The 17,563-nt window shown below is 73.4% G+C and carries 13 protein-coding genes; 4 read left to right on the top strand and 9 right to left on the bottom strand.

Annotated features, from left to right (window positions below):
• Positions 1–52: 52 nt before the first annotated feature.
• From ACFVTX_RS05975 to ACFVTX_RS05960, 4 genes are all read right to left on the bottom strand, one after another.
• Complete coding sequence (locus ACFVTX_RS05975) at positions 53–496, bottom strand: VapC toxin family PIN domain ribonuclease (protein WP_386898638.1); 444 nt, start codon at positions 494–496, stop codon at positions 53–55.
• 24 nt (positions 497–520) lie between these two features.
• Positions 521–871: a hypothetical protein gene (locus ACFVTX_RS05970; protein ID WP_386898637.1), complete on the bottom strand. Its 351-nt coding sequence runs from the start codon at positions 869–871 to the stop codon at positions 521–523.
• Between the two features lie 169 nt (positions 872–1,040).
• The gene (locus ACFVTX_RS05965) at positions 1,041–3,944 is read right to left on the bottom strand and encodes an AAA family ATPase (protein ID WP_386898636.1); all 2,904 of its coding nucleotides are present in this window, start codon (positions 3,942–3,944) and stop codon (positions 1,041–1,043) included.
• 104 nt (positions 3,945–4,048) lie between these two features.
• Positions 4,049–4,282 (bottom strand): glutaredoxin family protein, encoded by a 234-nt coding sequence (locus ACFVTX_RS05960; RefSeq protein WP_386898742.1) that lies wholly within the window; start codon positions 4,280–4,282, stop codon positions 4,049–4,051.
• A 165-nt stretch (positions 4,283–4,447) separates the two neighbouring features.
• Here ACFVTX_RS05960 and ACFVTX_RS05955 point away from each other — a divergent pair, with 165 nt between their 5' ends.
• Positions 4,448–4,906, top strand: coding sequence for a PPOX class F420-dependent oxidoreductase (locus ACFVTX_RS05955; RefSeq protein ID WP_386898635.1), 459 nt, complete (start codon positions 4,448–4,450; stop codon positions 4,904–4,906).
• Positions 4,907–4,939: 33 nt separating this feature from the next.
• On the opposite strand, the gene ACFVTX_RS05950 is transcribed toward ACFVTX_RS05955, so the two are convergent.
• A complete protein-coding gene (locus ACFVTX_RS05950; protein ID WP_386898634.1) occupies positions 4,940–8,632 on the bottom strand; it encodes a TM0106 family RecB-like putative nuclease in 3,693 nt (1,230 codons plus the stop codon).
• 220 nt (positions 8,633–8,852) lie between these two features.
• Entirely contained in the window at positions 8,853–9,473 is a 621-nt protein-coding gene (locus ACFVTX_RS05945; RefSeq protein ID WP_386898633.1) for a TetR/AcrR family transcriptional regulator, read from the bottom strand.
• Positions 9,474–9,582: 109 nt separating this feature from the next.
• Here ACFVTX_RS05945 and ACFVTX_RS05940 point away from each other — a divergent pair, with 109 nt between their 5' ends.
• From ACFVTX_RS05940 to ACFVTX_RS05930, 3 genes are read left to right on the top strand one after another with little or no spacing between them, the layout of a single operon-like run.
• Entirely contained in the window at positions 9,583–11,160 is a 1,578-nt protein-coding gene (locus ACFVTX_RS05940; RefSeq protein ID WP_386898632.1) for a purine-cytosine permease family protein, read from the top strand.
• The gene (locus ACFVTX_RS05935; RefSeq protein ID WP_386898631.1) at positions 11,157–12,191 is read left to right on the top strand and encodes an agmatine/peptidylarginine deiminase; all 1,035 of its coding nucleotides are present in this window, start codon (positions 11,157–11,159) and stop codon (positions 12,189–12,191) included. Before ACFVTX_RS05940 ends, ACFVTX_RS05935 begins: the two co-directional genes overlap by 4 nt.
• Complete coding sequence (locus ACFVTX_RS05930; protein ID WP_386898630.1) at positions 12,188–13,927, top strand: amidase; 1,740 nt, start codon at positions 12,188–12,190, stop codon at positions 13,925–13,927. The genes ACFVTX_RS05935 and ACFVTX_RS05930 overlap by 4 nt, the downstream gene beginning before the upstream one ends.
• A 64-nt stretch (positions 13,928–13,991) precedes the next feature.
• Here ACFVTX_RS05930 and ACFVTX_RS05925 read toward each other — a convergent pair whose 3' ends face one another.
• The 3 genes from ACFVTX_RS05925 to ACFVTX_RS05915 form a co-directional block, all read right to left on the bottom strand.
• Positions 13,992–15,518 (bottom strand): molybdopterin-dependent oxidoreductase, encoded by a 1,527-nt coding sequence (locus tag ACFVTX_RS05925; RefSeq protein ID WP_386898629.1) that lies wholly within the window; start codon positions 15,516–15,518, stop codon positions 13,992–13,994.
• 173 nt (positions 15,519–15,691) lie between these two features.
• Positions 15,692–16,390 carry an alpha/beta family hydrolase gene (locus ACFVTX_RS05920; RefSeq protein WP_386898628.1) on the bottom strand — a complete coding sequence of 233 codons (699 nt, stop codon included), beginning with the start codon at positions 16,388–16,390 and terminating at the stop codon, positions 15,692–15,694.
• Positions 16,387–17,493 carry a DUF2207 family protein gene (locus ACFVTX_RS05915; protein WP_386898627.1) on the bottom strand — a complete coding sequence of 369 codons (1,107 nt, stop codon included), beginning with the start codon at positions 17,491–17,493 and terminating at the stop codon, positions 16,387–16,389. The genes ACFVTX_RS05920 and ACFVTX_RS05915 overlap by 4 nt, the downstream gene beginning before the upstream one ends.
• Positions 17,494–17,563 lie beyond the last annotated feature (70 nt).

The following is a 17,563-nucleotide window of genomic DNA, read 5'->3' as shown; positions in this document are numbered from 1 at the left end:
CGCGGGCGGCCGCCCGATTGTTACGCGATCCGAACGGCGACGGGGCCGATCCTCACACGAACTCGACGACCGCGCCCAGCGCCGCGTACGTCGACAGCGCCCGACGCTCGCACGTGACGAGCGGCACCCCCAGATCGACGGCCGCGAGCGCGACGAGCCCGTCGTGGACCGCGCCGCCCGTGACCCCCGCGGCGGCGAGCCGCGCGAGCACGGTCGCCATCACGGCGGCGTCGATCGGATGCCCCGACGGGAAGCCGCCCGCGATGCGTTCGGCCGCATCGGCCGCGGTGAACCGCTGGTCGGCGGGGAGCCGGGTGAGCGACGAGTACGTCTCGATCGCGGCGTGCCCGGCCAGGCCGAGCTGCGACCGCCCGACGCGCGCCGCGATCGCGGCATGCGCTGCATGCGTGGGGACGAGCAGTGCGACCGCGGCGCTCGCGTCGAGCAGGAGGTCGGCGTCCGCGCGGACGGTGGACGCGGCGGAGGTGTCGGACACGGTCGGCTCGTCGGAACTGTGGGGTCAGTCGTCGACGCCGCGGTGCTCGGCCCAGGTCGCCCGGTCGGGGGCGACGAACGCGCGACCCGACTCGGCGAGGCTCGCGGCGTAACCGGCGAGCCGGGCGCCCTGCGCGTCGGCCGCGTCGGTGCCGACGGTCGTGCCGACGGCGGCCGCGGCATTCGCCTGCGCCTGCTCGGCGAGACGCTTGCCCTGCACGTCGGCGGCGGCGACATCGTGCGCCGAATCGCGGGAGGTGCGCTCCTGGTGCAGCTCGGCCTCGGCCTGGGTCGTACCGGCGTTGCCGGCGCAGCCGGCGAGTGCGACGAGGAGCATCGCGCTCGCGGCGACGGTTGCGCCTCTCGTGACGGACATCATGGTGGTGCTCCCTTCCGGGTGATGCCGACGGCATCCGTCGTGGGCATCCCGTTGCTGTGAACGGTGCTCACGCTAGGGATCGGTCGGCCCCGCGGCATCCGGTGCGACCCCTCAGATGCGCGCGCGGATTCCTCAGATCGCGTGCGGTTCGCGCGCGACTCGCGTGTCAGCCCGAGTGCGTCTCGCGCGCCATGCGGGCGAGGTCGACCCGGTTCGCGGCGCCGGTCTTGCGCAGCAGGTTAGAGACGTGCGAGCTGACGGTCTTCTCGCTGATGGTCAGCAGCTCGGCGATCTCGGCGTAGGTGCGGCCGTCGACGAGGTACGGCAGCAGTTCGCGTTCGCGACCGGTGAGCGAGGCCCCGGCGACGTGGTGCGCGCCGTTGCCGGAGCCGTTCGACGACGTCGGCTCGGGATGCAGTCTGATGCGCGCCCATCGTGCGAGGGTCTCGAGCTCGGCGGTCAGGCCCTCCGCCTCGGTACGGCGTGCGATCGCCGCCCCGCGGCGCAGGAGCGCGATCGCGACCCGCCGTCGCTCGCCGCCGTCGACGAGCCCCTGCTCGGCGCCGCGACGGCAGGCGTAGCCCTCCTCCCACGCGAGATCGCCGGCCGCGGCGAGGTCGGCGGCCTCGACCCAGCGGTCGAACGCCTCGGGCAGCTCGCGCGCCCGCGCACGTTCGGCGGCGTAGAGCGCGTCGAGCGCGGCGAGGTCGGTGGCGTAGGAGATGCCCATCGTCTGGGGCGGCACATGCGGGTGGGCCTCCTCGAGCCCGGCGAGCTCGGCGAGGGCCGGCCCGTGGTCGGCGCCGTCATCGCGCGCCGCGGTCGCCCGGTCGGCGAGGGCACGGGCGGCGAGCGGCACGAGCCACTCCGAGCTCCGCCCGCCGGGGCCGCCCTCGATCATCGGCCACAGCGCGTCGAGCGCACCCTCGGGGTCGCCGTCGGCGAGGCTCGCGAGCCCCTGGGCGACGACCAGTTCGAGGGCTGCGTACGCCGGCGGGTTCGGAAAGCGCTCGCGTGCCCGTTGCAGGTGCGCTTCGGCCTCGTCGACCCGTCCGTGCTGCGCGGCGAAGCGGGCCGCGACCGAGCGCACCCCGAGCTCGATGTACTCGGGGGCGCCGTCGGCGCGCACGATCCGCAACGACTCCCGCGCCTGCGGGCTCGCGCCGATCGCCACCCACGCGGCCGCCTCGATGCAGGCGAGCGCCGCGATGGTGAGCCGCGGCGCCCCGGCCGACGCGAGCCGTTCGCGCCAGTCCCGCAGGCGGCCTGCCGCCCGCCGGTGGCCGGGCATCGAGTACGCCTCCCAGAGGATCGCGCGCGTCACGGGTTCGAAGAGGCGCACGGGCAATGCGACCGTGAAGGTCTCCTCGGCGAGCCGGGAGGCGGCCGCGACATCGCGCTTCGCCGCGGCGAGCTGCGCCGTGACCGCCAACGCGTAGGCCATCGCCTCCGGGTCGCCGAGACGGGTCGCGAGGTCGAGGGCTTCGACGGCGTGGTCGACGCTCCGCGGGTCGCGCGCGATGACCTCGGCATACGCGAGCTCGCACAACGTGCGCGCGTACACCGGGCTGTGCGGTGCATCCGCGGTCAGTTCGACCGCTTCGCGCAGCGCGGCCGAAGTGCTGAGCTCGCCACCGAGGCGGAACTCGAGACGACGCTCGCGCAGCAGCAGCTCGGCACGATCGAGCGGTTCGTCGGGGCCGACCTCGTCGAGCAGTGCCCGCACCGCCGCGAACTCGTCCTCGTCGGCGTCGGCCGCGGCGGCGGCATCGGCCCACGCGGCGAGCAGCGCGCGGCGGTCGTCGACGATCGCGGGCTCGTCGTGCTCCTGCTCGACGCTGCGGCGAAGGAGACGCAGGACCTCTGCGGGCCGCTCCATCCCCCGAAGGGCCCGCACCGCCCGGCGGCTCGACGCGAAGGATCCGACCGCATCACCCGCTGCGGCGAGGTGATCGGCGAGATCGACGAGCCGCTCGGGGGTCTCACCGTCGACCTCGATGAGCCGTTCCACGCCGCGCGCGAGCGTCGCGTGCTGTCGACGTCGTTCGTCGTCGGGCACCGACGCGACGAGGAGTTCGGCGATCAACGGGTGGTGGAACCACACCCGGCCGGTGTCATCGTGGTCGAGCACGTGGGTCGCGAGCGCCGGGCGGAGCTCGTCGACCGCTTCGCGCCACGCGGGGTCGAGCCCCGCGAGGATGCTCGCGCGGATCGGCTTGCCGTGGATCGCGAGGAGCACGGTGAGTTCGCGCGTGCGGGCCGGCAGGGTCGCCCACGTCTGCAGGAGGGCCGTGCCGAGATCACCCGAGACGGCCGCCGCGGTGCCTGCGGGCGGTGCCGCGAGCGCGTCGGGGTCGAGGCCGTCGATGAGGAGCGCGGCGTGGTACGGGTTGCCGCCGGTGCGGGCGAGCACGTCCCGGACGAGTGCATCGTGCGGCGGCGCCCCGAGTCGCGCCGCGATGAGGTCGTGCAGGCCGAGGCGGTCGAGCGGCCCGATCTCGATCGAGCGCACCCCCGGAAGGCGGAGCAGGTCGGCCCGCCAGCGGTCGACCGGTCGCCCGGTGCCCGAGCGGACGGTGACGACGATCGCGAGCGGGCGCTCCTCGGCGCCGCCGGCGAGGAACATCAGCGCGTCGAGGGTGTCGGCATCGGCCCACTGCAGATCATCGACGGTGATGACCACCGGACCCGACCGGGTGAGCCGCCCGATCGAGGCGTCGAGGCGGAGGGGGAGCGGCGGTCGGGCGACGGTGCTCGGCGCCGCGGTGTCGCCCGAGTCGGTGCCCGACCCGCCGCTCGTGTCCGCGAGCGCCTCCTCGGCCCGCGCGAGCAGGGTGCGCACCGCGAGGTTCGGCATGCGCGTGCTCAGCGGCAGGTTCCGCACCGCGAGGACGTGTGCGCGACGCTCCGCCGTCCGGGCCGCCGCCTCCATGAGGGCCGTCTTGCCGATGCCGGCTTCGCCGTGGAGTACGACGAGCCGCGTCGAGCCCTCGACGGCGGCCTCGAGCTCGTGCGAGATCGAGGAGAGTTCGTGCTCCCGCCCGTGCAGGCGAAGTGCATCGCGGGGCATGCCGCCAGTGTTCCATGCGGCGCGATGAGCGTCGAGTGGTGCAGGGTGCGGCTGTACCCCCAAGTCGAGGGATGCCACGGGGCGGCCCTCGAAGCGGGGTCGGGTTATGCGGCGAGCGACTCGTCGAGCTTCGCGCCGAGTTCGGCGTCGGTGGGCTCGGTGAAGTGGGTGCCGTCGGGGAACACCACGACGGGGATGTTCGTGCGGCCCGAGATCGACTTGGCGATGTCGGCGGCCTCGATGTTCACCTCGAGGTCGACGTACTCGTAGTCGACGCCGCGGGTGTCGAGCAGTCGCTTCGAACGACGGCAGTCGCCGCACCAGGCGGCGCCGTACATGGTGATGCGGTCGGGGGTCGCTGCAGAGGAGGAAGTCACACCGATACTGTACGCACTACCGGTCTGGGGTATTCCCGAACGCTGTGCCCGGCGGCGCGGGTCGCGGCTTTCCGACATCCTGCGACCCCGTGGAATGCGACGGCGTCGACGCCGGTTCGCCCTGACATGACGAAGAACGCCGGGCCCGTCCCGCTCACCGAGGCCGAGGCCTCCGACCTCCTCGCCGGCCAGACCTTCGGGGTGCTCGCCACGCTGAAGCGCGACGGGCAGCCCCACCTGACCACCATGCTCTACGGCTGGGACCCGTCGGAGCGCATCGCCCGATTCTCGACGACGAGCACGCGGCTGAAGGCGACGCACCTGAAGCGCGACCCGCGGGCGACCCTGCATGTCTCGGCCGACGACCACTGGTCGTTCGCCGCGGTCGAGGGCCTCGCGGAGGTCTCTGCGCCGACCGTCGAGCCGGGCGACGCGGTCGGGATCGAGCTGCTGTCGATGGTTCCGGAGGCGGCTCGACCCGCTGACCCCAGCGCATTCTTCGCCGAAGCGGTGGCGGAGGGCCGTGTGGTGATCCGGCTGCGTCCGGAGCGGCTCGGCGGAACCCGTCTCGACTTCGGCGACTGACCGAGCCGGCGGTGTCGCCCGGGTTCGCGGGGCTCAGCTCGTCGGGCTCGATGCGGCGAGGCGCGCCTCGCCGGTCTCGGTGACGGCCGACTCGCGCGAGTGGCCGGGGCGCGGTGCCTCGGCTCCGACGAGCCGCATGAACGCGCTGAGTTGCGCGACGCCCTCGGCCCGGTGCGGCAGCCCGTCGAGCAGGCCGGGGGAGTACACGAGGTACGCCGCCCATTTCGCCCGTGAGATCGCGACGTTCAGACGGTTCTTCAGCAGGAGGAACTCGAGCCCGCGCGGCGCCGACGCCGCAGACGACGCCGCGAGCGAGACGATCGCGACGACGGCCTCTTGACCCTGGAACTTGTCGACCGTGCCGACGGGAACCTCGGTGAAGCCTGCGCCGTCGAGTGCATCGCGCACCGTGCCGAGTTGCGCGTTGTAGGGCGTCACGACGATGAGGTCGCGCTGTTCGAGGGGCCGCGGCGCGGCGGCGACCGGCCCGGCGGCCGAGTCGTTCGCGTCCGTCCACTCGCGGCCGATGAGCGAGCGCACGAGGTGCACGACCGCCTCGCCCTCCTCGGGCGAGAAGGTCGAGTTGCCCTCGTGCACGACGGGGAGCGGCGTGACGCCCGGCGCGACGCCCGCGAGCGAGCGGCGCTCGGCCACGAGGTGCGAGCGCAGCTCGCCTTCGTACGAGAGTCGGGACACCGGCGCGGCCACGGCGGGATGCATGCGCCGGCTCTCGGCGAGGAAGTAGCCGTACTCGGCGGGGAGCACATCGTGCCCGTCGGCGACCCAGCCGAGCGCCGAGGCGTCGACCGGTTCGGGGTGCAGCGCCTGACTCACCTGCGGCAGCTGCTGCGGGTCGCCGAGCAGGAGCAGCCGCTTGGCCGAGACCGAGACGGCGATCGTCGAGGCGAGGGAGAACTGGCCCGCCTCGTCGATCACGAGCAGGTCGAGCGAGGCGCGCGGGATGCGGCGCACGTTGCAGAAGTCCCACGCGGTGCCGCCGACGACGTAACCGGCCGGGCGGTCGGCCGCGAATGCGGCGATGTCGTCTTTGCGGGGGAGGGCGGTGAACCCGTGCCCTGCGGCGGTGGCCGCGTCTTTCAGGTGCTTGCCGACGAGCCCGCGGTCGAGGCCGGCGTCGACGACGGCGTCGAGCACGTTCTCGACGACCGAGTGCGACTGCGCGACGACGCCGATGCGCCACCCGTGGTCACGCACGAGTGCGGCGATGACGTGGGCCGCGAGGTAGGTCTTGCCGGTGCCGGGCGGGCCCTGCACCGCGAGGTAGGAGTGCTCGAGCCGGCGCACCGAGTCGACGACGGCCGGCACGTAGTCGTGGTCGGCGCCGAGCGGGGCGAGCCCGCCGACGGCGCGCGGGGGCCGGCGCCGCAGCACGTCCATCGCGGGGTTCAGGGGCAGCTCGGGCGCACGCCCGGGGATCGGCGCCGCCCATTCGGTGATCGCGTCGCGCAGGGCGTCGGCGCGAGGCGGCGGGCCGGGCACGATCGCGAGGGGCAGCTCGCCCCAGGTGATGCCGGGCTGGCCGCGCTCCTCGACGCGCACGTACTCGTCGGTGACCTCGACGACGGTCGCGGTCGACCACGCCCGCTGACCGGGTCGGGTCGACTGCGAGGGGAACGGCGCCGGCCAGTCGTACAGCAGGAAGACGTCGCCGCCGATGCCGAACCGCGAACCCGGGGCGATGCGGCCGTCGAGCTCGAGCTCTCGGCGGGCGCTCTGCCACCGGGGCTCCTCGTACCAGTTGCCCTTCGCGCGCGAGCGCGCCGGGTCGATGACGAGCACGTCGCGGTGCTCCTCCCAGCTCTCGAGCGGCTGGTCGCAGCGCAGGTAGTGGGACCACCAGAAGCTCTTCGCCTCGCGGGCGTGGTAATCGATCGCCGCGGAGGCGAGGGCGAGCGCCTCGGTGTCGGCGTCGCGTCGCGGGCTGCCGAGGAGGTGCCCGGCCCCCGTCGCGGTCGACGAGGCGCCCGCGCCCGCGGTGCGCTCTTCGCGCTCGAGCACGAGCGCCCTGAGCTGCTGCGCGAGCGGAGACGCCTCGTAGACCTTGCCTTCGGCGCGGTCGGCCAGCATCGACGCGGCGACCGGGCGGATGCCCTCGCCCGCGCCGAGCGCGAGCAGCCAGTCGCGCAGACGCAGCGTCGAGACGCAGTCGTAGCGGTTGTAGTCGGCGAGGTCGGCGAGGATGCGCGCCGACTCGGCCGTCGCGGCCTGGTCGCCCGTCGCACGGCCCAGCGCCTGCAGCTCGCCCGCGCGCACGTACTCGGTGATCGAGTCGGCGCCCGACTTCACCTCGGCCTCGCGAAGTTCGGCACCCATGTAGAGGGGTTCGAGCTTCTTGATCGAGTACGAGCGGCTGCCGACCCGTACCGCGCGCTTGACGATGGGGTAGAGGTCGACGAGCACGCCGTCGGCGAGCAGTTGGTCGACCTCGGCCTCGCCGACGCCGTGGCGCGCGGCGATCGAGGTGAGGTGGGTGCGCTCGTAGCTCGCGTAGTGGAAGATGTGCAGCCCGGGGTGGGTCTGCCGGCGCAGGCGCACCAGCTCGAGGAACCGGAGCAGGGCTTCGCGCTCCTCGGCGAAGGAGTGCGCCCAGAACGCCGTGTACGTCTCACGGTCGTCGACCATGCCCCAGAGGTAGTCGAGGTTCCACGAGGTGCCGCTGCCCTCGGTGTAGAGCGGGTCGCCCTCGAAGTCGAAGAACAGGTCGCCCGGGTTCGGCTCGGGGATCGCTGCGATGGCGCGGGCGTCGCGCACCTCGACGGGCGGGGGCAGCGGCGGGTCGCCCTCGCGCCAGACGCCCGAGGCCACGGCGGCGCTCGCCGCGGCCTCGGCGCGCAGCTGCAGGCGCGCCTGCGCGCGGAGGTTGTCGAGGCTCGCCTCCATCACATGGGGCACCGGGCCGTTCGAGCCGGCGAGCCCGTCGATCGTCGTGATGCCGGCGGCCGCGAGGGGCTCGCGCTGGGTGACGCGCATGCCGCCGACCATGAGCACGTCGCGCGTCGCCTGCACCTCGAGCTCGCACGTCGGGCAGCGGCCGTCGTGGTGGTAGCGGGGGTCGCCCCAGGCGACCGGGCCGTCGTCGGCGACGCGGTCGGCGACGAGCCGCTGCAACCGGGCCACGCGCTCGCGGTAGACGGGCAGGATGTCGTCGAGCCGGTGCGGGCTCACCGAGCCGTCGCCGAGGAGGAGCTCGACCGTGTCGTCGAGCGGCACCTCGAGCCGGCGCAACTGCTCGGCGTAGGCCGCGAGCTGCAGGAGCGCGGTCACCCGCGCGCGCCGCGCGAGCTTCGCGTCTTGCACGCGATAGCGGCCGTCGGGCTGCCGCACGATGAAGTCGGCGAAGCCGATGAAGCCCTGCCCGGGCACCGGTTCGTCGGCGAACGTGGCCTGGAACACCACCTCTGCGCCCGAGCGGAACGCGGCGATCGTCGCCTCGACGGCCGCGGCGACCGCCTCGGGGTCGCGGACATCGGGTCGTTCGACCTCGACGACGCCCTCGCCGAACAGCTCGCGGTACTCGTCGAGGAGGCGCAGCTCGTGCGCGTCGCCGAGCTCGCCCGCGCGGCGGAGCATCGGGTCGTCGAGCGGGGCGAAGAGGGTGTCGCGCCCGAGCTTCACGTCGAGCTCGCGCAGGAACGCGAACTCGCAGTCGCTCGCCTTCTTGAGGTCGCTCGCGCTGGTCACGACGGAGCCGTTGGAGAGGTACATCGGGCTCCTTCGTTCGGATGCCTCCACGGTAGCGGGGGCCGCCGACATCGGGGGATGCCGGGTCTCGAGACCAGCGGAGGGGTCTCGAGACGCGTGCTTCGCGCGCTCCTCGACCAACGATGGGTCGCGAGACGCGTGCTTCGCGCGCTCCTCGACCAACGAGGGTCGCGAGACGCGGGCTTCGCGCGCTCCTCGACCAGCGGAGGGGACCGGCGGCGAGCTACGCGAGCGCCCCCCGCGGGAGCCCGAGCATGCCCTCGACGGCGTGCAGCGTCAGCGAGCCGCGGTGGGCCGCGTCGCCCCAGCGCACGAGGGCCTGGGCGTTGAGCCCGTCGACCATGCCGAGCAGCTGCCAGGCCACCCCCGCGGCATCCGAGGTCTCGAAGTCGCCCGAGCGCACGCCCGCCTCGACGACCTCCTCGATGACGCGCTGCCACGCGTCCATCTGCTCGCGCACGGCCTGTGCGAGGGTCTCGTTGCGGCGGCCCATGGCCCAGCCCTCGACCCAGATCGCGGTGACGTCGTCGCGGGTGCCGTCGAGCACGGTGCGGATGAGGGCGCCGAGCTGCGCGCGCGGCCCGTCGATCGTCGCGAGGAGCGCCTCGATCTCGACGATCTCGGCCGCGACGACGGTCGAGAAGGTGCGGGCGATCAGGGTCTCCATGCTCGGCACGTAGTGGGCGACGAGCGCGGGGGCGACGCCTGCGGTGGCGGCGACGGCGCGCAGGGTGACGGCGGCGAGGCCCTGCTCGAGCGCGAGGTCCCTGGCGGCGCGGGCGATGTCGTCGGCGCGCTCGGCCGGCGACTTGCGGGCGGCTCGGGCTCGGGTCGGCGTTGACATGATCCCCCATCCTATGTAGTCTCGCTGCATTATTGATCTACTGATCAATAACGAGTCCCCCCAAAGTCCCCCAGAGCTTCCCCCAAGCCCCCAGAGACGAGCCTCGACGATGAGCAACGACGCCATCCCCACCCCGCCGCCGCAACCGGCCGGCCCGCTGACCCACCCCGTGGCATCCGACCGCGCCGGTCATATCGAGACCCGCGGCATCGACGTGGTGCCGATCGCCGAACGCCACGGCCGCCCCTCCTCCCTCTTCTGGGTGTGGGCGAGCGCCAACGTCAACTACCTCTACTTCGCGTTCGGCGGCATCCTCGTGCTGCTCGGCCTGCCCCTCTGGGAGGCGCTCGCGATCACCGTCATCGGCAACCTCTGGTGGATCGCCGTCGGCTGGCTCGCGATCAGCGGCCCCGCCTCGGGCACCCCGAGCGTCACGATCATGCGCGCCATGTTCGGGATCCGCGGCAACCGCATCTTCGGCGGCGGCCTCGGCGTGCTCATCGGCCTCTTCTACGAGATCATCAACATCGCCGTCGCGACCTTCGCCTCGCTCGCGCTGCTCGACGTGCTCGGCATCCCCGCACCCGCCGGCACCGAATGGATCGTGCTCGGCGTCGTCGCCGTCGCGAGCTTCATCTTCGGCGTCTACGGCCACGCGACGATCATGAAGCTCGCCCCGTACTTCTCGGCCGCGCTCGCCGTCGCCTTCGTCGTGCTCGCCGTGTTCGTGCTGCAGGCCGCCGACTTCTCGTACACGCCCGCCGAACTGCCCGTCGGGGAGCACTGGGCGATGGCACTGCTCGGCTACGCGATCGTCTCCTCGGGCCCGCTGTCGTGGGGCACCGGCGCCGACTACGCCCGCTACCTGCCGAAGACCGCGTCGAAGCAGGGCATCATCTGGTTCACAGCGCTCGGCGGGTTCATCCCGGCGGTGCTCATCGGCTCGCTCGGCGTCATCGCCGGCACCGCGATCGACATGACCGACCCGCAGCTCACGATCGGCGAGATCGTGTCCAGCTGGTTCACCCCGGTCTTCCTCGGCATCGTCATCCTCGGCTCGATCTCCAACAACGTGCTCGTCGCCTACTCGACCGGCCTCTACGCCCAGGGCCTCGGCTTCGCGATCCACCGCGCCACGACGGTCGTCATCACCGGACTCCTCGCGACGATCGCGGCGGCGTGGCTCGTGTTCTTCTCGCCCGGGTTCCTCGAGACGATGGAGTACGCCCTCGAGCTCAGCGTCACCGTGCTCGGCCCGCTCGTCGCGATCTACGCGGTCGACATCATGCTGCGCCGCAACGAGTACGACGGCGTCGCCCTGAACGACGAACGCCGCGGCAGCCCGTTCTGGTACTCGAACGGCTTCTTCTGGCCGGGCGTGATCGCCCAGTCGGTCGGCACCACGGTCGCCGTCCTGATGGCGAACACGACCCTCTACGTCGGCCCCATCGCCGAGGCGCTCGGCGGCGCCGACCTCTCCGCGCTCCTCGCGCCCGTGATCGGCGGCGGCGTGTACGCGCTGCTCTGGCTCACGACGCGGCCGTTCCGCGATCCGGCACTGCGGCCGGGCGCGGTGCGTGATATCCAGTTCGTGGATGCCACGACGACGGCCCGCACCCACGACCCCGACCCCGTGGCATCCGCCTCGGAGCACACCGCACGCAACAACCTGGAGGTATCAGCATGAGCTGGCGCATGCCGAGCGAGACCGCACCCCACGAGCGCACCTGGATGGCGTTCCCGGTGGCCGACAACGTCGTCGACGACTCGCCCGAGGAGACCGCGGCGACCTTCGCGGCGTGGGCCGCGGTGGCGAACGCGGTGGTCGAGTTCGAGCCGGTGACGATCCTCGTCGACCCGAGCGCACTCGACGCGGCACGCGACCTGCTCGACCCGCGGGTCGAGGTCGTCGAGTGCCCCGTCGACGAGTTCTGGATGCGCGACCAGGGCCCCACCTTCGTCGTCGACGACGAGCGGCCCGGTGTGCTCGGCGCCGTCGACTGGACCTTCAACGGCTGGGGCGACCGCGGCTGGGCGAACTTCGAGAAGTCGGCCGAGCACGCCCGCTTCGTCGCCGAACGCGTCGGCGCCGAGCTCGTCTCGAGCGCGCTCGTGAACGAGGGCGGCGGCATCCACGTCGACGGCGAGGGCACGGTGCTCCTCACCGAGACGGTGCAGCTCGACCCGCGCCGCAACCCATACGCCGACCGGCGCCGCGTCGAGGCCGAGATGGCCCGCACGATCGGTGCGACGAAGGCGATCTGGCTGCCCCGCGGGCTCACACGCGACTACGACGACTTCGGCACGAACGGGCACGTCGACATCGTCGCGACGCTGACGGCGCCCGGCAAGGTGCTCGTGCACTCGCAGCGGAACCCCGAGCACCCCGACTTCGAGGTCAGCCGCGAGATCATCGCGCTGCTCTCGTCGGCGACGGACGCAGCGGGTCGCACCCTCGAGGTCACCGAGATCCCCGCGCCGTCGGTGATCCGCGCCGACGACGAGTTCGTCGACTACAGCTACGTCAACCACCTGGTCGTGAACGGCGGCGTCATCGCGTGCGGTTTCGGCGACGACGAGGCGGATGCCACGGCGCGCGAGATCCTCGAGGCGGTCTACCCGGGCCGGCGTGCCGTGACGGTGGATGCCCGCCAGATCTTCGCCGGCGGCGGCGGCATCCACTGCATCACGCAGCAGCAGCCGGCGGTCGCCCGATGAGCGGGGCCCCCTTCGACGTCGTCGAGGCCTCGATCGCGTCGCTGCGCGCCGCGCTCGAGCGCGGCGAGACGACCTCCGTGCAGTTGCTCGACGCCTACCTCGACCGCATCGCGGCGTACGACGCGCCGGGCACGGCGACGGCGCTCAACGCGCTCGTCGTCATGAACCCGTCGGCGCTCGACGACGCGCGTGCCTCCGACGAGCGCCGCGCTCGCGGCGAGGTGCTCGGGCCGCTCGACGGCATCCCGTACACCGCCAAGGACAGCTATCTCGCGCGCGGCCTCACCGCCGCGTCGGGGTCGCCCGCGTTCAAGGACCTCGTCGCGCAGCGCGACGCGTTCACGATCGAACGCCTGCGCGCCGGCGGCGCCGTGCTCATCGGCCTCACGAACATGCCCCCGATGGCGAACGGCGGCATGCAGCGCGGCGTCTACGGCCGGGCCGAGAGCCCGTACAACGCCGAGTTCCTGACGGCCGCGTTCGGATCGGGCTCGTCGAACGGCTCGGGCACCGCGACCGCCGCGTCGTTCGGCGCGTTCGGCCTCGGCGAGGAGACCTGGTCGAGCGGGCGCGCCCCCGCATCGAACAACGCGCTCTGCGCGTACACCCCCTCGCGCGGCGTCATCTCGACGCGCGGCAACTGGCCCCTCGTGCCCACGATGGACGTCGTCGTGCCGCACACCCGCAGCATGGCCGACCTGCTCGAGGTGCTCGACGTCATCGTCGCCGACGATGCCGAGACCCGCGGCGACTTCTGGCGTGCGCAGCCCTGGGTGACGCTTCCGGCGGCGTCCGAGGTGCGACCCGCGTCGTACCCGGCGCTCCGGGCGGCGGATGCCACGGTCGCGCGTGCGGCGCTCGCCGGCAAGCGCGTCGGAGTGCCCGCGATGTACATCAACGCCGACCCGCTCGCGGGCACGACCGAGCCCGGCGGCACCGTCGGCATCGGCGGCCCGACCGGGCAGCGCATCGAGACGCGCGCCTCGGTCATCGAGCTGTGGGAGGCCGCGCGCCGCGACCTCGAAGCGGCCGGCGCCGAGGTCGTCGTGGTCGACTTCCCGGTGGTGTCGAACTACGAGGGCGACCGCCCCGGCGCCCCCACCATCGACACCCGCGGGCTCGTCTCGCCCGAGTACCTGCACCGCGAGATCATCGACCTCTCGGCGTGGGCGTGGGACGACTTCCTCGCGGCGAACGGCGACCCCGCGCTCTCGACGCTCGCCGGCGTCGACGGGGCCTCGATCTTCCCGCACCCCGAGGGCGCCCTGCCTGACCGCTACACCGGCTTCGACGACGACATCGTGAAGTACCCGGCGCAGGTGCGCGAGCACCCGTACGCCTCCGTCGCCGAGATCCCCGAGCTCGAGGAGGGACTGCGCGGACTCGAGGAGACCCGCCGCGTCGACCTCGAGCAGTGGATGGACGGGCTCGGCCTCGACGCCGTCGTGTTCCCCGCGGCGGCCGACGTCGGCCCCGCCGACATGGATGTGAACGAGGCCTCGGCCGACCTCGGTTGGCGCAACGGCGTGTGGGTGTCGAACGGCAACCTCGTGCCGCGCCACCTCGGGATCCCGACGGTGACCGTGCCGATGGGCACGATGGCCGACATCGGCATGCCCGTCGGCCTCACCTTCGCCGGTCGCGCCTACGACGACACCGCACTGCTGACGCTCGCCGCCGCCTTCGAGGCGACCGGCTCGCGCCGCACCGAGCCCGGCCGCACCCCGCGCCTCTGAGCAGCCGCACCCCGGTGGTCGAGGAGCGCCGACGGAGTCGGACGCTCCTCGGCCGACGGAGTGCTCAGGCGACGTCGAAGGTGAGCTCGTGCAGGCCCGTCGCGCCGTCGGGGACGACGCCCTGCTCGTCGGCGGTCTGCACCTCACCGTCGGCCCCGATCGCGCGCACGCGTGCGGTGTGACTTCCGGGCGTGGCATCCGGCCAGTCGATGAACCATTGCACCCACGTGTCGCGCGAGATCGCCGTCGCGAGCGTCGCCTCCCGCCAGGGGCCGTCGTCGAGCTGCACCTCGACCCCGGCGACGCCGACGTGCTGGTGCCAGGCGACGCCCGCGATCACGACGGGCCCGGCCGACACCTGCTGCCCCGCGCGCGGCACGTCGATGCGCGACGACAGCTTGATCGGGCCGCGGGCGCTCCAGCCGCGGTCGGTCCAGTACGCGTTCACCGCGTCGAACCGCGTCACCTCGAGCTCGACCACCCATTTCGTCGCCGACACGTAGCCGTAGAGGCCCGGCACGACCATCCGCACCGGGAACCCGTGCTCGACCGGCAGCGGTTCGCCGTTCATGCCGACCGCGAGGATCGCGTCGCGCTCGTCCTGCAGCACCTCGAGCGGGGTCGACGCGGTGAACCCGTCGATGCTGCGCGAGAGCACCATGTCGGCGTCGGCCAGGGGGCGGGCTCGGGCGAGCAGTTCGCGAATCGGATGTCCCAGCCACACCGCGTTGCCGATGAGGTCGCCGCCGACCTCGTTCGACACGCACGCGAGCGTCGTCACGCTCTCGGCGAGGGGCAGGGCGAGCAGCTCCTCCCAGGAGAGTTCGACCTCGCGCTCGACCATGCCGTGGATGCGCAGTCGCCACTCGGCCGGGTCGACGGTCGGCACGATGAGTGCCGTGTCGATGCGGTAGAACTCGGCGTTCGGGGTGATCAGGGGCGTGAGCCCGTCGAGGTCGAGCTCGGCCCCAGCGGGGATCGAGGCCGTGGTCGTCGGCGCCGGGAGCCTGATCGCGTCGCGCACGGCGGAGATCGCGCGCGAACCCGCGCGCATCGCGTTCGCCCCGAGCGTGGCGAGCACGCCGATCGCGGCGGCGCCGCCCGCCCACACGAGGAAGCCGCGGCGGGTCGGACCAGCGGTCTCGTCCTCGGTGGCGTGCTCCGCCCGCACCCGCCCGAGGAGCACCCGCAGCGCGAGCACTGCGGCGGCGCCCGCGACGAGCGACGGCACCACGGCGAGCATGGGGGCGTTCGCCCGGGTCGCCGCGGCGACCGCCCCGACGACCCCGAACGCCCCGAGCAGCACCTGCCCCCAGGGCGGGCGCCGCGACTCGAGCACCCCGGCAGCGCCGGCGGCGACGAGGAGCACGATGCCGATGCCGATGAGCAGCGCCGGCTTGTCGCCCGTGCCGAACAGGGCGATCGCGGTGTCCTTCGCCCACGGTGGCGCCAGGTCGATGAGCGCGGCGCCGACCACGACGAACGGCCCCGACTCGGGAGCGACGATCGCCGCGGTGAGCTCGCCGAGCCCCACGCCGAACACCGCCGCCGCGGCGCCCGCGACTGCGGCAGATCCCTTCGACCCGGCCATGCCCTCAGCGTACGTCGCGCGTGCGGGTCTCGATACGTTCGCCGGCGCTCACTCCTCGACCGACGGGCGGGGTCTCGAGACGCGTCGCCTGCGGCGGCGCTCCTCGACCACCGGCGTGCGGCGTCGCTCCTCGACCACCGGCGTGCGGCGTCGCTCCTCGACCACCGGAGGGTTCAGTGCGCGCGCACGAACGCCGCGGTCGGCGCCGCGAGCCCCGCACCGATCTCGGCCGCGGGGCGCTTCGCGCCCTTCACCTCGAAGGAGTGGTTGCCGCCCTCGATCCACTCGACGACCGCGTTCGGCCCGACGCGCTGCGCGACCTCGTCGAGCTGCTCGTTCGGGATCGCGAAGGGGTCGTTGCGCCCCTGCAGGAACAGCATCGGCACGGTGACCGCGGGCAGGTGCTCGTCGCGGGGCTTCTCGGGCTTGCCCGGTGCGTGCAGCGGATACCCGAGGAACACGAGGCCCGCGACCTCCATGCCCTCGGCGACGGCCATCGAGGCCATGCGCCCGCCGAACGACTTTCCGGCAGCCCAGACGGGGGTGCCCGCGTGGCCTTCCGACGCGGCGCGCGCGGCGGCGACCGCGACGACCTCGCGCCACGCGGCGATCGCCGCGGGCGGGCGGTCGGGGAACTTCCGACCGGCCTCCCGGTAGGCGAAGTTGAAGCGCAGGGTCGCGAATCCGGCGTCGTTGAGCGCACGCGTGTAGCCGGCCATGAACGGATGCTCCATGCCCGCCCCCGCCCCGTGCGCGACGACGATCGTGGCTTCGGCGGGCTGTTCGCCCGCCGCTCGCCCGGCGATCGCCGAGACCGGCCCGCTCTCGAGTTCGACGGTGATGAGCGCTTCGAGCGCGGTGAGTCCGCTCATGATCCGAACATCTCGAAGACGCCGCCGATGCCGTCGACGACCGACCCCGTGCTGTCGACGAGGTCGCCGACCGCGGCGGTGAGTTCGACGACGCCGCCCACCGCGTCGAGCACGTACGCGAGATCGGCCGTCGTCGAGAGCAGCTCGAGCGCTCCGATGTCCGCCGCCGCGAGCTCGTCGGCGTCGAGCTTCAACTTCTTCATCCACTCCTTCTCGACGCCGAAGAGCACCGCGTACGGCAGCAGGCACTCGTTGAGCACGAAGCGGGCGAGCGGTTCGGATGCCTCGGCGTCGCCGCCGGCCGACGGCGCCCCCGTGGCATCCGCCCGCAGCTCGGCGCCGCTCGGCGACTGCAGCACGCGCAGCCGCTCGGCCTCGGCGAGTTCGAGGTACTGGCGGAGGCCTGCGAGGTGTTCGCGGTGCGGCTTCGCCGCGGGCAGGAACCGGCGCCAGCGGGCGGGCGTGACGACGAGCGTCACGATCGTCGCCGCGAGGGCGACGAGTGCCGCGAGGAGTGCGGTCCACTCGCCGCCGACGAACGCGATGAGCACGAGCAGGCCCTCGACGAGCAGTCCGAGGTACGCGAGCACCGTGACGGCGGCGCCGGGGCCGGTGACGTGCCGTTCGGCGATGAGTCCGTCGCGGGCGAGCCCGTGCTCGACGTTCAGCAGGAGCGTCTTGAGGCGCCCCGCGAGCGCACGCCGGTCGGCGGAGAACCGCCGAAGGCGGGTGCTCGTGTGCTCGGGTCCGAAGAGGGCTTCGAGGAGGGCCGTCTCCTCGGAGGTGAGCGCGACGCCCGGCGCGAGCTCGACCCCGATCGGTTCGCGCGTGCGCGAGGTGCCGGTGCCCGCGCCCGTGCCCGCGTTCGCGCCCGCGATGATGCGGATCTTGCGCTTCACCGCGAGGTCGATGAGCGCCGCCGAGGGTGCGCGCCGGTCGGCATCGACGAGCAGGGCGTCGCGGAGCACCGTCGACGAGCGCTCGGGCAGGTACTGCACGACGGGTGCCGTCACCCGCTGCGTCGCGGCGGCGCGCGCGACGACGCCGAGCACCAGGACGATGACGGCGGGCACGATCGCGAGCAGGATCACGGCGGTGAGCACGCGCCCAGTCTAGGGATGCCGCGGGGTGCCGTGCCGGACTCGCCGCGGCCGTGACCTCCGATGTCGGAGG

It is taken from the genome of Agromyces sp. NPDC058136, assembly GCF_042884375.1.
Taxonomy (GTDB): Bacteria; Actinomycetota; Actinomycetes; order Actinomycetales; family Microbacteriaceae; genus Agromyces.
This window is presented reverse-complemented; position numbering and strand designations above follow the sequence as displayed.

Bases quoted from the DNA above. Each gene is read 5' to 3' on its own strand.
- ACFVTX_RS05940 (WP_386898632.1), top strand. From the start codon at position 9,583: ATGAGCAACGACGCCATCCCCACCCCGCCGCCGCAACCGGCCGGCCCG.
- ACFVTX_RS05965 (WP_386898636.1), bottom strand. From the start codon at position 3,944: ATGCCCCGCGATGCACTTCGCCTGCACGGGCGGGAGCACGAACTCTCC.
- ACFVTX_RS05935 (WP_386898631.1), top strand. From the start codon at position 11,157: ATGAGCTGGCGCATGCCGAGCGAGACCGCACCCCACGAGCGCACCTGG.
- ACFVTX_RS05930 (WP_386898630.1), top strand. From the start codon at position 12,188: ATGAGCGGGGCCCCCTTCGACGTCGTCGAGGCCTCGATCGCGTCGCTG.
- ACFVTX_RS05950 (WP_386898634.1), bottom strand. From the start codon at position 8,632: ATGTACCTCTCCAACGGCTCCGTCGTGACCAGCGCGAGCGACCTCAAG.
- ACFVTX_RS05955 (WP_386898635.1), top strand. From the start codon at position 4,448: ATGACGAAGAACGCCGGGCCCGTCCCGCTCACCGAGGCCGAGGCCTCC.
- ACFVTX_RS05970 (WP_386898637.1), bottom strand. From the start codon at position 871: ATGTCCGTCACGAGAGGCGCAACCGTCGCCGCGAGCGCGATGCTCCTC.
- ACFVTX_RS05960 (WP_386898742.1), bottom strand. From the start codon at position 4,282: ATGTACGGCGCCGCCTGGTGCGGCGACTGCCGTCGTTCGAAGCGACTG.
- ACFVTX_RS05945 (WP_386898633.1), bottom strand. From the start codon at position 9,473: ATGTCAACGCCGACCCGAGCCCGAGCCGCCCGCAAGTCGCCGGCCGAG.
- ACFVTX_RS05920 (WP_386898628.1), bottom strand. From the start codon at position 16,390: ATGAGCGGACTCACCGCGCTCGAAGCGCTCATCACCGTCGAACTCGAG.
- ACFVTX_RS05925 (WP_386898629.1), bottom strand. From the start codon at position 15,518: ATGGCCGGGTCGAAGGGATCTGCCGCAGTCGCGGGCGCCGCGGCGGCG.